The following is an 11,118-nucleotide window of genomic DNA, read 5'->3' on the forward strand; positions in this document are numbered from 1 at the left end:
ACCATGGTCGCACCGACGGTGACGACATAGGTTTCGAACAGGTCGGCAGCCATGCCGGCGCAGTCGCCCACGTTGTCGCCCACGTTGTCGGCAATCACGGCCGGGTTGCGTGGATCGTCTTCGGGGATGCCCGCCTCGACCTTGCCGACGAGGTCGGCGCCGACGTCGGCGGCCTTGGTGAAGATCCCGCCGCCAAGGCGCGCGAAGATCGAAACCAGCGAAGCGCCAAGGGCGAGCGCGGTCAGGCCGGTAACGACCGGACGGCTGTCCGCGGCAAGGTTGGCCGGGCCGGTGAGGTACCAGAAGAAGCCCGCGATCGCGAGCAGCGCAAGGCCGGCCACCAGCATCCCGGTGATCGCGCCCGCGCGGAAGGCAAGGGTAAGACCCTGCTGCAGCCCGCTCTGCGCCGCAGCCGCAGTGCGCACGTTCGAGCGCACCGACACGTTCATCCCGATAAAGCCGGCAGCACCTGAAAGCACTGCGCCGAGCAGGAAGCCCGCAGCCGAAATCGACCCGAGCGTGGCGAAGATAATGACGGCAACAACGACGCCGACGATGGCGATCGTCGTGTACTGGCGCTTGAGGTAGGCCTGTGCGCCTTCCTGAATTGCCGCCGCGATTTCCTGCATCTTTTCGTTACCGGCCGGTGCGCCCAGCACCTGCCGACTGGTGATGAAGCCGTAAAGTACGGCCAAAGCCCCCAGGGCTATTGAAAGTCCAACTAAACTCACTTCAGGGTACCCCCCTTCTGGCTATCCTTGAACGAACTCAAATTCGATTCTTGTCCCCACATCGTCCGCTTTGTGCGGATCTCGTGTGGCGACAGGTATAGGGCAGCAAAGGGCGCGCGCAACCCTAGATTTCGGGCTGTTTCAAGGCGCTTGGGGGATAAGTTCAGCGGTGCTCGTAGCCCAGCTTTTCCGCCGGGTCCGGAGCCCTGCCGTCGAGCAGTAACGGCGCTTCACCCGGTGGCAGCGCAGCGCCGATGCGAAAGGCCGCAAGTGGCGGCTCGCATCCCGGAGGAAGGGTGAACAGCAATTGATAGTCATCGCCCCAGCGCAGCGCTTCATCGCGGCGGTCCTCGGGTCCGGCAAGCGGCACGGCGGCGCGGTCGATCGCCAGCGTGACACCCGATGCCAAGGCCATGCGGCTGGCATCGAGCAGCAGTCCGTCCGAGACGTCCATCATCGCGCTGACGTGGGGCGCAAGAATCCGTCCGGAGGAAAGCAAGGCCAGCGGGCGGCGGTAAGCCTCGCTGTCGCCGTGTCCCGACTTCAGTGCCTCCAGGCCCAGCATCGCCGCGCCGACCGGGCCGGTGATCCACAGGCTGTCGCCGGGCCTTACCCCGCTGCGCGCAGGGACCGGACGGTGGGTGGCGCGGCCCAGCGCGGTCAGGCCCAGCGTCTGTGCGCCGGCCGCGCTGACGGTATCCCCGCCCAGCAGCGGCGCGCCGTAATGCTCGCAGGCCGCTTTCAGCCCGGCGAGGAAGCGCAAGTCATCCGCGCCGAACTGGTAGCCCAGCAGCACGCCCAGCGGCTCGGCACCCTTTGCCGCCAGATCGGAAAGGTTGGTCGCAACGAGCTTCCAAGCAACATCGGCGGGATCCTGCCCGGGCAGGAAATGCACCCCTTCGACCATGGCGTCATGGGTCAGCACCAGCGCCTCGCCGCCGAAGTCTAGTACCGCCACATCATCGTCAAGCCCGCGCGCCTCCGGATGCGTGGCCAGCGCCCGCAAGGCCTCGATAAAGGCGAGTTCCGTGGTCAGCGCACCGCCTTGGCGACGGCGTCGAGCACGCCATTGACGAACTTCGCCTCGCGCGCTTCGAAGAAGGCGTGGGCGACGTCGACGTATTCGCTGATCGCGCTTGGGGTGGGCACGTCGGCGCGGGCCATCAGTTCCCAGGCGCCCGCGCGCAGGATCTGGAGCATCGTCTTGTCAAGCCGTTCGAGCTTCCAGCCTTCGGCCAGACGCTGCGACAGCAGGCCGTCGATCTCGTCGCGGCGGGCATCCACGCCCTTCACGATGTCGTCGAAGAAGGCGACTTCGGCATCGGCGTATTGGTCGCCCTCGATTTCCGCGCCAAGCCGGTGGCGATGGAATTCGTCAAGCAGGGTCGCCATGCGGGTGCCCTCCATGTCGAGCTGGTAGAGCGCCTGGACGGCGGCGAGGCGGGCGGCGGCGCGCGCCTTGGATTGGGGCTTCATATGCCGAGCCTTACTTCGATCGAGCGGGCGTGCGCGGGGAGTCCTTCGGCATCGGCCAGCGCGATGGCGGCGGGGCCAACGGCCTGAAGCGCCGCTTCATCGAGTTGGATGAAGCTGGTGCGCTTCATGAAGTCGAGCACCGACAGACCAGAGGAAAAGCGCGCGCGGCGCCCGGTGGGGAGAACGTGGTTGGGACCGGCAACGTAATCGCCGATCGCCTCGGGAGTCATGCGGCCCATGAACACCGACCCGGCGTGGCGGATCGCGTCCATCAGCGGCTGGGGATCCTCGACCGCCAGTTGCACGTGTTCGGCGGCCAGCGCATTGGCAAGGGCAGGGGCTTCATCGAGGTTGGCAACCTCGATGATCGTGCCGTGGGTGTTCCAGCTTTCCGCCGCGACCCGCGCGGTGGGCAGCATGGCGAGTTCGACGCCGATCCGATCCGCCACGGTATCGGCGAACAGCGGATCGTCGGTGATCAGGATCGACTGGGCCGAAGGATCGTGCTCGGCCTGGCTGAGCAGGTCGGCGGCGGTCCATTCGGGATCGTTCTTGCCATCGGCGATGACCAGGATTTCGCTGGGTCCGGCGACCATGTCGATCCCCACGACGCCGTAAAGTTGGCGCTTGGCCTCTGCCACCCAGGCGTTGCCGGGGCCGGTGATGACATCGACCGGCTTGATTCGCTGCGTGCCATAGGCCAGCGCGCCCACCGCCTGAGCCCCGCCAACGCGCCACAGTTCGTCAACGCCCGCAAGGTGCGCCGCAGCGAGCACCAGCGGGTTGACCTGGCCCTTGGGCGTCGGGGTGACGACGACGAGGCGCGCAACGCCCGCGACCTTGGCCGGAATCGCGTTCATCAGCAGCGACGATGGGTACGCCGCGCGGCCGCCCGGAACGTAAAGCCCGGCGGCATCAACCGCCCGCCAGCGCGCGCCAAGCCGCACGCCCAGGCTATCCACATCGTCGCGGTCGGCGGGAAGCTGGGCCTCGTGATAGGCGCGGATGCGCTGGGCGGCGAGTTCAAGCGCGGCGCGCAGATCGGGCTGCAGGTCCTCGAAGGCTTCGCGGCAGACCTCGGCCGAAATGCGCCAGTCATCCTCGGTCGCAAGCGCGTGGCTGTCATACCGGGCGGTGAGTTCCGCCAGCGCCGCATCGCCGCGGTTGCGCACATCGTCAAGGATCAGCCTGACGTCGCGCGAGACGTTCTCGTCGCTTTCGCGCCGGTCGGCGACGAGGCGGCGGAAGGCCTTGTCAAAGCCCGGATCGCGGGTGCTGAGCCGCAGCATCAGGCGGCCTGCTGCTGCTGGGCCAGGGCGCGGAACCGGTCGACCAGCGCGCCGACGCGCTCGTCGGTCTTGAGCGCGGCGCGGTTGACGATCAGGCGGGCGGAAATATCCAGGATGATGCTGGTTTCGACCAGGCCATTGTCCTTGAGCGTGCGGCCCGTCGAAACGAGGTCGACGATCCGGCTGGCAAGGCCCAGCCCGGGCGCGAGTTCCATTGCCCCGTTGAGCTTCACCACTTCGGCCTGGATACCCAGCCCCTCGAAGTGCTTGCGCGTGAGGTTGGGATACTTGCTGGCAACCCGCAGGTGGCTGACGCGGCCTTCCTGTTCGGCCGCGCCAACCGGTTCGGCCACAGACAGGCGGCAATGCCCGATCGCGAGGTCAACCGGGGCATAGAGATCGGAATAGGCGAATTCCTCGATCACGTCGGAGCCGACGATCCCGATCTGCGCCGCGCCGTGGGCCACGAAGGTCGCCACGTCGAACGCGCGCACGCGGATCAGGCGCATGTCGCTGCCCTCACAGGCGAAGGAAAGCGCACGCGACTTCTTGTCGTGGAACTCTGCTTCGGGCACCACACCGGCGCGGGCCATCAGCGGAAGCGCCTCGTCAAGGATGCGGCCCTTGGGGATGGCGAAAGTGAGCGGTCGGGACATGAGGGCGGCGTTTAGGCGCGGCGGGCCAAAAGGGCAAGGATTCGGGCAATGGCGAAGGAATACGAGTTCATCGACATCAACGCGAGCGGTCCTGGCATCGTCGCGGCGGCGTTTTCGAACCAGGTGGCCTATTGCACCAAGGCAGGAGCGACGGTCACCTCGCGCGTGGTGGCGGCGGTCCACGACTTGCTTGAACGCGGCGAGGGCGGCGAATTGCTGGAGCAGATCCACGACTGGCAAGGTGCTCCGCTGGCCGATGCTCTGCCGCTGCGCGTGGCGGGCGGAATCCATGCGCTTTACCTTGGCGGCAAGGCGCCGGCCCTGGGCGCGATCTACCGCGATGAGCAGGGCGTGGACGATGCCACGCTGGTCGCCGCCGCGATCCACGCGCACGAGGCGGATTTGCTGCCGTGGCTCGACGGGCCGCCGCAGACCAACGAGGCTGGGCGCTCGGCCAATTTCATCGCCGCGATGCTGTGGCTGGCCGAGCAGGGCTTGCCGCCGCGCTTTCAGTGCCTTGAAATCGGATCGAGCGCGGGGATCAACCTGATGCTCGCGCGCTATCACTACGATTTGGCCGGGGTGCAGGTCGGGCCAGAGCCGGGGGCGATGCGGTTTGCGCCGGAGTGGCAGGGTAATCCGCCGCCCGGTCACCGGATCGAGATCGTTTCCACCAAGGGCTGCGACGTTGCGCCGGTCGATCTGGCCGATCCGGCGCAGGCGCTGCGCCTTAAGGCTTATATCTGGCCCGAGCATAAAGTGCGGTTCGAGCGGATGGAGGCGGCGATTGCCGAGGCGGCGAAGAGCCCGCCCGATCTCGTCCACATGAACGCGGCCGATTTCATCGAAGCCGAGTTGGCAAGGCCGCAGGAGGCCGGGAACACGCGGGTGCTGATGCACTCGATCGTCTGGCAATATGTCCCTGCCGACCAGCAGGCGCGGGTGACGGCGGCGATGGAAGCGGCTGGAGCCAGAGCTACGCCGGAGCGCCCGCTGGCGTGGATTGCGCTGGAGGCGAATCGGGTGCTGCACCTGCACGAGCTGGTGGTGCGCTACTGGCCGGGCGGGGGCGAACCGGTGATGCTGGCCCGCGCGCACCCGCATGGCGCTTCGATCGACTGGAAAATCTAAAGCCGAGTTTGACCGAGCTTTTCCATCCTTGCCGCAAGGCGCGTTTCAGAACGAGCGCGCATGGCCGCCATGCCGGGAATGCCCAGCTTCTCCATGCGTTCCATCCAGCCACCGTGGTAGGAAACCCATTCCCACACGCAAGTGAGCAACAGGATCGAGATCCCATAGCCGGCGAAGTGTGTGGCCGGCACCGACGCCCACCAACCGGCGGCACCCAAGACCAGGAACAGCACGATCGCCACGATGTGCGACATGGGGAAATTCGCGAAGGTGTTGGCATAGCGTTTGAACAGGCCGACGCCGCCCAGGAACAGCAGCGCGCTGCCGGTCTGGATCAGCACCAGTTCGCGCGGCGCTGTGCCGGAAGGTGTTTCCAGCAGCAAAGCGTCGCCCACCGCACCGATCACCACGCCCAGCACGATCGGCATGTGCAGGTAGGTATAGGCATTGCGCGCCACCCGCCCGGCCTGCTCATGGCCGGAAATCAGCCGCGCCCCGCGCTGCGCACCCAGATCGAAGTACAACCACCACATCAGCGCGGCCGAAAGGAAGGCGATCACGAAGGCGGTGATCCGCCCGCTGGTCATTGGCTGGTCCGCAAAGGAAGAGCCGGTCACGACGATCCCTTCACCCAGCGCGATGATGATGAACAGCGAACAGCGCTCGGCCATGTGGCTGCCCGATATATCCCAGTCGGCCACGGTTGAACGGCCCAGGCCGGGCGTTTGGAACATCGTCATCGGTCCGGCATATTCGATCGCCAGCGCAGCCAGCCACAGGCCGAGGCGCAGGTCGTGCTCTGCCAGCGCCCCTGCGATCCACAACGGCGCGGCAAACAGGAACCAGGCGGCGATGCGCGCCATGTTGCGCATGCGCGCGGCGTCCTCGCCGCGAAACAGCACGCACATCGTGATCGAGCGGCCCAATTGGAAAGCAAGGTAAAGCCCGGCAAAGACCGGCCCGCCTGCGGCGAAGGCGTCGGGCAATGCGGCGGCAAGGGCCAGTGCCACCAGCATCAGCGCCAGCAACAGTATCCGCACCGGACCGCGGTCCGGATTGACCCAGTTGGTCACCCAGGCGGTGTAGATCCAGCCCCACCACACCGCGAGGAACAGGACCACGTTTTCGGTCAGGCCCAGCCAGGACAGATGATGGTGGAGCGTATGCGACAGCTGGGTAATCGCGAAGACGAAGACCAGGTCGAAAAACAGCTCGATATTGCTGACTGGTGCATGCCCCCCGCCGTGCCCCCGCAGCAAGGACCGACGTGCGCGTTCGTTGGCAGCGGCAACCGCCGCGCCGATCCCACCTGCGGGGCGGCGATCAGCCGGTCCGACCAAGGAATTCATCCATCGCCGCGTTGACTGCATCCGGTGCTTCCCACGGCACGAAATGGCCGCAGCCGGGCACCTTGACCACGGTCAGATCGTTGATGATCTCATCCATCCCGTCGAGGTTTTCGGGCGGCAGGGCGTGATCGTCCAAGGCCCATATCACCAGCACCGGCATGGTCATGCGCGGAATCGGCACCGGTTTCCAGCCTTCGGGCAGTTCGAACGGCGCGTCCATCGGAAGGACTTCCATCGGGCTGGCCCGGTACCAGTTGAGCATGGCAATGGCCGCATCCGGGTTCGACCAGTCTTGCAGCAGCGCCTCGCGCTCTTCAGGTTCCAGCATGGGCGATTGATCGCGTCCGCCAAAGGCCTTTTCCAGCAGTGCGCCAAGCCCGAACTCGCGCACCAGCGCGTCGTTCGCGGTGTCGCGGAACAGACGGAAATACTGGCTTGCCTCGCGCTGGACGCGGTTGGTGAAGAGCAGGCGCGGGAAAATCGTGGGGTGCGGTGCGTTGGCGATCACCGCGCGGGTGACGCGGCCATTGGCTTGCCCCAGCAGGGCCACGAACCAGGCGATCGCGCCGCCCCAGTCGTGCCCGACGATGGTGAAAGTCTCGATACCCAGCGCATCGGCGAGCAGGAAAATGTCGCCCGCCAGCTTGTCGGGCTTGTAGTTCTCCACCCCCTCGGGCTTGGATGATCCGCGATAGCCGCGCTGGTCAGGCGCAATGCAGCGGAACCGATCCGAAAGATGCGCGATCTGGTGGCGCCAGGTGCGGTGGCTTTCGGGAAAGCCGTGCAGAAAGATGATCGCCGGGGCGTCCCTCGGCCCAACATCCACAACGTCGAGTTCGATCCCGTTGGCGAGGGCAATGCGCTGCTGTTCCATGACGTTTACCCTTCCGCCTTCATCTTTTGGGAATTATATACTTGACTCCCGAAACGGAATAGGGTAGTTATCTTCTTATTGAGACGGCAAAGGCTCGATTTTGAAGGATAAAACGAATGAAAGTTCAGGACTACAAAAGCTATGTTTTGGCACCTTGCCTTGATGGTAGGGTGTCTGTGATAGACCCAAGGTTTCATGCCTCCCGTCCCCTCCACCTTGCGGACGATTTGGCCAAGGCGAAGCGGTGGGTCTCCGCCTACCGTAACGGCGCACAGTGGGCCTTGCAGGAGATGCACAATGGGTGCTGACAACATGGCTGACGCCTTGGCGTTCATTCTCAACAAGGAGCCGTGGAAGGCAATCTTCCTCGGCCTTGGTGAAATCAAGTTCACTAACGAAGATGGCGAAGAGTTTCGCCTGACCGTCGAAGAGTGGGACGCTGAATGGGATGATAGCGTTCCCGAGGACGACGAATGAGCAAGTCCACGATCAGCACATTTGAGTTGTTCCAGCGGTTCCCCAATCAGGAAAGCGCCCGCCTCTATTTCGAGGCGGCGCGCTGGCCTGACGGGGCCGTCTGCCCTGCCTGTGGCGAAGCCAAGCGCATCGGCACCCGCAAGGGCGGCTTCTACCGCTGCAACGCCTGCCTGTCGGATTTTACCATCCGCACCGGCACGATTTTCGAGCGGTCCAAGGTGCCGCTGCACAAGTGGATTTACGCGATGTATCTGCTTGTCACGAGCCGCAAGGGCATCAGCAGCCTGCAATTGCATTCGCAGATCGGCGTGACGCAAAAGACCGCATGGTTCATGCTGCAACGGCTGCGCGAAGCCTGCGGCAACGACCCGACTGAACTGGCGGGGATCGTTGAAATCGACGAAGTGTATATCGGGGGTAAAGAGGCGTCGAAGCACGAAAGCAAGCGGCTTGGCCTTGGCCGTGGTAGCGTCGGAAAAACACCTGTGATCGCTGGCAGGGAGCGCGAGAGCGGCAGGGTCAAGGCAGAGGTTCACCCGACTGTCACCGGACGCAACGCGGTTGGCTTCACCCATCGCCATGTCCAAGTTGGCTCGACAATCCACACCGACGAAAGCGCGATCTACAACCGGGTCAGCGGACTGCTCTACAAGCACGAGAGCATCAACCACGGCGCGGGCGAGTTTGTTCGTGGCGATGTAACGACGAACGGCATTGAGAGCGTCTTTGCGGTGCTTAAGCGCGGCCTGCACGGGGTCTATCACCATGCAAGCCCCAAGCATCTGCACCGCTATGTCGGCGAGTTCGCCTTCCGGCTTGGGGACGGCGATGTCAGCCGCCACACGATGGAGCGCCTCGCCAGCCTTTTCAGCGCCGCCATTGGTAAGCGCCTCACCTATGCGGAGTTGATCGCATGAAAGCCCTGCGAAGTTTCGTGAACGAAATAAACAATCAAATTGATGTTGTAGTGCTGTTATCGCGAGGACAGGACTTCGATCCTGTCCGTATGACAGTGACCGGACCCTTCTCAAAGTCCGACAATTTCCTAACCCGACGCGAGGCGGAAATGCTTCGAGACGCGCTGATCGAGGTGCTGTCATGACCGAGAAAGTCCTATCCGCCCTGCAAGGGATAACCGCCCGCGTTCTCTCCTACCGCCCCAAGGACAAGGGGGTGGCTGCGAAGAAAACCGAGCGCCGGTTGAAGCGCCAAGCGAAGAAGGAGGCTCACAATGATAGGGAGCCATCTATATAATTCCCCATCTTTTCGGCATAGCCTGCCGCCATCATCGCGGCGACCTGATCGAGCAGGGCATCGGGCATCCGCCGCAGTTCGCCCATTTGCTGTTCCATGCCGACGGCAACGATGATCTCGCGTTCTTCGCGGGCCATGGCTGCGAGCATATCCTGCGCGGCTGCATCGGGATCGAGCCCGTTCTCGATCGCCTTGTCGGACACCCCGCGCGCCGAGCCATCGCTGGTCAGCGCATTTCGCGACACTCCGGTGCGGATCGAGCCGGGGTAGATGTTGTGAACCTTGAGGCCGAGGTGTGCCACTTCCGCGCGTAATGCGTCGGCGTAGCCCGCGAGACCGAACTTGGCCGCGCAATAGGCGGTGCGCATCGGCACGCCGACCTTGCCCGCGATTGAGGAGATCATCGCGATCCGTCCGCTGCCGCGCGCGACCATCCGGGGAAGGATCGCCTGGGTCAGTTCGATCGGGGCGAGCAGGTCGACCCCGATGATCCGTTCATAGACCGAAAAATCGCTGTCGACCGCGAGGCTGCGCTGCGAGATCCCGGCGTTATTGATCAGAATGTCGACCCCGCCAGACCACGACCAGGCTTGCTCTACCGCCGGGGCAATCGCGGCGTGGTCGGTGGTTTCAAACGGCAGCACCAGCGTTTCGCCGCCGCACTGCGCCGCAGCTTCCTCCAGTGCAGCGACGTTACGGCCAGAGAGGATTACCCGCGCCCCGTCCTTCGCTAGCCCGCGCGCCAGCGCCGCGCCGATGCCAGAGGATGCGCCCGTAATCCACGCAGTTTGTCCCGAAAAGCTCATTCGCGCATTCCTCTCAATCGCTTCTTGTCATTGGTATTTTCGGCAACGGAATGAATTCATCCTCGTCGCCGGGAACTTTTGGAAATCGGCCTGCGAACCAATCGTCCTTGGCAGCATTGATGCGCTCGCGCGAGGAATGGACGAAGTTCCACCACACGTGCCGGGGAGAATGAAACGCCTCGCCGCCGAGCAGCATGACCCGCGCGCCCCGATCCGATGCCAGGCGCATCGCCTGACCCGGTGCAAGCACGGCCAATGCGTAAGGCTCGAGTGCAACACCGTCCAGTTCCGCCTCGCCGCCAACCAGCATCACCGCGCGCTCGTCCGCATCGGCGTCGATCGGGATTGCGCCACCGGGAGCCAGCACGATTTCGGCATAGATCGTCGCGGCGTACTGGGTTGTTGGCGCGGTCCTGCCCCACAGCGTTCCCATGATGACCCGCGCCGAGGCGCAATTGTCTTCGACGAGCGGCAATTCGGCGCGACTTTCGAAGGCAGGGGCAATGTCCTCCTGCCCGTCGGGCAGGGCCAACCAGGTCTGCATGCCATAGATCCGCTTTGGGCGGTCGAACTCTTCGGGCAGGCCGCGTTCGGAGTGAACAATCCCGTGTCCGGCGGTCATCAGGTTGACCTGGCCGGGGCGGATGGTTGCGAAGCTGCCCAGACTGTCGCGGTGGTTGATGGCGCCCTCGAACAGCCAGGTTACCGTTGCCAGCCCGATATGCGGGTGCGGGCGCACGTCCATGCCATGCCCCGGCGGGATTTCGGCGGGTCCGAACTGGTCGACGAAAATGAACGGTCCGACCATGATCCGGCGCGGCGAGGGCAGAACCCGGCGCACGGTAAATGCGCCAAGATCATGGCTGACCGGCTGGATCGTGGTCGTGATGCCCATGGTCATTCTCCCGGTGCGCGCGCCTTGATTGCGAGCGCGTGGACCCGTTGGCCCGGAATGTCGCCCAGCGCGCGGATCACCATGCGCTGGCGTTCGAGGCGGGATTTGCCGGCAAAGGCCGGACTCTCCATCTCCACCGTGAAGTGCGATTCGCCCGATCCATCGTGTCCCGCATGGCCG

At 64.7% G+C, this 11,118-nt stretch carries 13 protein-coding genes; 3 read left to right on the forward strand and 10 right to left on the reverse strand.

What is annotated here, in order from left to right; genetic code table 11:
* The 5 genes from ACE3SN_RS13810 to hisG all read right to left on the reverse strand — a co-directional run.
* Positions 1-731: sodium/proton-translocating pyrophosphatase (locus tag ACE3SN_RS13810; protein WP_374530947.1), on the reverse strand; the 731-nt coding region annotated here is incomplete at its 3' end.
* A gap of 163 nt (positions 732-894) precedes the next feature.
* On the reverse strand, positions 895-1,767 hold the full coding sequence (thiL, locus tag ACE3SN_RS13815; RefSeq protein WP_374530968.1) for a thiamine-phosphate kinase: 873 nt from the start codon (positions 1,765-1,767) through the stop codon (positions 895-897).
* Positions 1,764-2,207 (reverse strand): transcription antitermination factor NusB, encoded by a 444-nt coding sequence (gene nusB, locus ACE3SN_RS13820; protein WP_374530949.1) that lies wholly within the window; start codon positions 2,205-2,207, stop codon positions 1,764-1,766. The genes thiL and nusB overlap by 4 nt, the downstream gene beginning before the upstream one ends.
* A complete protein-coding gene (hisD, locus tag ACE3SN_RS13825; protein ID WP_374530951.1) occupies positions 2,204-3,496 on the reverse strand; it encodes a histidinol dehydrogenase in 1,293 nt (430 codons plus the stop codon). Before hisD ends, nusB begins: the two co-directional genes overlap by 4 nt.
* Positions 3,496-4,152, reverse strand: coding sequence for an ATP phosphoribosyltransferase (hisG, locus tag ACE3SN_RS13830; RefSeq protein ID WP_374530953.1), 657 nt, complete (start codon positions 4,150-4,152; stop codon positions 3,496-3,498). The genes hisD and hisG overlap by 1 nt, the downstream gene beginning before the upstream one ends.
* A gap of 48 nt (positions 4,153-4,200) precedes the next feature.
* On the opposite strand from hisG, the gene ACE3SN_RS13835 reads away from it, so the two are divergent.
* Complete coding sequence (locus ACE3SN_RS13835; protein ID WP_374530955.1) at positions 4,201-5,283, forward strand: DUF2332 domain-containing protein; 1,083 nt, start codon at positions 4,201-4,203, stop codon at positions 5,281-5,283.
* Here the strand turns inward: ACE3SN_RS13835 and ACE3SN_RS13840 are convergent.
* Together ACE3SN_RS13840 and ACE3SN_RS13845 are read right to left on the reverse strand one after the other, a co-directional pair.
* Positions 5,280-6,632 carry a low temperature requirement protein A gene (locus ACE3SN_RS13840; protein ID WP_374530956.1) on the reverse strand — a complete coding sequence of 451 codons (1,353 nt, stop codon included), beginning with the start codon at positions 6,630-6,632 and terminating at the stop codon, positions 5,280-5,282. The two genes, ACE3SN_RS13835 and ACE3SN_RS13840, sit on opposite strands and share 4 nt — an antisense overlap.
* Entirely contained in the window at positions 6,607-7,506 is a 900-nt protein-coding gene (locus ACE3SN_RS13845; RefSeq protein ID WP_374530958.1) for an alpha/beta fold hydrolase, read from the reverse strand. Before ACE3SN_RS13845 ends, ACE3SN_RS13840 begins: the two co-directional genes overlap by 26 nt.
* 297 nt (positions 7,507-7,803) lie before the next feature.
* Here ACE3SN_RS13845 and ACE3SN_RS13850 point away from each other — a divergent pair, with 297 nt between their 5' ends.
* Positions 7,804-7,983 carry a hypothetical protein gene (locus ACE3SN_RS13850; protein WP_374530960.1) on the forward strand — a complete coding sequence of 60 codons (180 nt, stop codon included), beginning with the start codon at positions 7,804-7,806 and terminating at the stop codon, positions 7,981-7,983.
* Positions 7,980-8,900: an IS1595 family transposase gene (locus tag ACE3SN_RS13855; RefSeq protein ID WP_374530962.1), complete on the forward strand. Its 921-nt coding sequence runs from the start codon at positions 7,980-7,982 to the stop codon at positions 8,898-8,900. Before ACE3SN_RS13850 ends, ACE3SN_RS13855 begins: the two co-directional genes overlap by 4 nt.
* 309 nt (positions 8,901-9,209) lie before the next feature.
* Here ACE3SN_RS13855 and ACE3SN_RS13860 read toward each other — a convergent pair whose 3' ends face one another.
* The 3 genes from ACE3SN_RS13860 to ACE3SN_RS13870 form a co-directional block, all read right to left on the reverse strand.
* Positions 9,210-10,043, reverse strand: a complete 834-nt coding sequence (locus ACE3SN_RS13860; RefSeq protein ID WP_374530964.1) for an SDR family NAD(P)-dependent oxidoreductase — start codon at positions 10,041-10,043, stop codon at positions 9,210-9,212.
* 13 nt (positions 10,044-10,056) lie between these two features.
* Positions 10,057-10,944, reverse strand: coding sequence for a pirin family protein (locus tag ACE3SN_RS13865; RefSeq protein WP_374530966.1), 888 nt, complete (start codon positions 10,942-10,944; stop codon positions 10,057-10,059).
* Positions 10,941-11,118, reverse strand: a 178-nt coding sequence (locus ACE3SN_RS13870; RefSeq protein WP_374530970.1) for a BolA family protein, incomplete at its 5' end; no start/stop codon positions are given. The genes ACE3SN_RS13870 and ACE3SN_RS13865, both read right to left, overlap by 4 nt.

Origin of the sequence: Novosphingobium sp., assembly GCF_041915465.1 — a bacterium.
In the GTDB taxonomy this organism is placed as follows: Bacteria; Pseudomonadota; Alphaproteobacteria; order Sphingomonadales; family Sphingomonadaceae; genus Novosphingobium.

What these genes read in the sequence shown, in the direction of transcription:
- nusB (WP_374530949.1), bottom strand. Translation starts at nt 2,207, where the DNA reads ATGAAGCCCCAATCCAAGGCGCGCGCCGCCGCCCGCCTCGCCGCCGTC.
- hisD (WP_374530951.1), bottom strand. Translation starts at nt 3,496, where the DNA reads ATGCTGCGGCTCAGCACCCGCGATCCGGGCTTTGACAAGGCCTTCCGC.
- hisG (WP_374530953.1), bottom strand. Translation starts at nt 4,152, where the DNA reads ATGTCCCGACCGCTCACTTTCGCCATCCCCAAGGGCCGCATCCTTGAC.
- ACE3SN_RS13835 (WP_374530955.1), top strand. Translation starts at nt 4,201, where the DNA reads ATGGCGAAGGAATACGAGTTCATCGACATCAACGCGAGCGGTCCTGGC.
- ACE3SN_RS13840 (WP_374530956.1), bottom strand. Translation starts at nt 6,632, where the DNA reads ATGAATTCCTTGGTCGGACCGGCTGATCGCCGCCCCGCAGGTGGGATC.
- ACE3SN_RS13845 (WP_374530958.1), bottom strand. Translation starts at nt 7,506, where the DNA reads ATGGAACAGCAGCGCATTGCCCTCGCCAACGGGATCGAACTCGACGTT.
- ACE3SN_RS13850 (WP_374530960.1), top strand. Translation starts at nt 7,804, where the DNA reads ATGGGTGCTGACAACATGGCTGACGCCTTGGCGTTCATTCTCAACAAG.
- ACE3SN_RS13855 (WP_374530962.1), top strand. Translation starts at nt 7,980, where the DNA reads ATGAGCAAGTCCACGATCAGCACATTTGAGTTGTTCCAGCGGTTCCCC.
- ACE3SN_RS13860 (WP_374530964.1), bottom strand. Translation starts at nt 10,043, where the DNA reads ATGAGCTTTTCGGGACAAACTGCGTGGATTACGGGCGCATCCTCTGGC.
- ACE3SN_RS13865 (WP_374530966.1), bottom strand. Translation starts at nt 10,944, where the DNA reads ATGACCATGGGCATCACGACCACGATCCAGCCGGTCAGCCATGATCTT.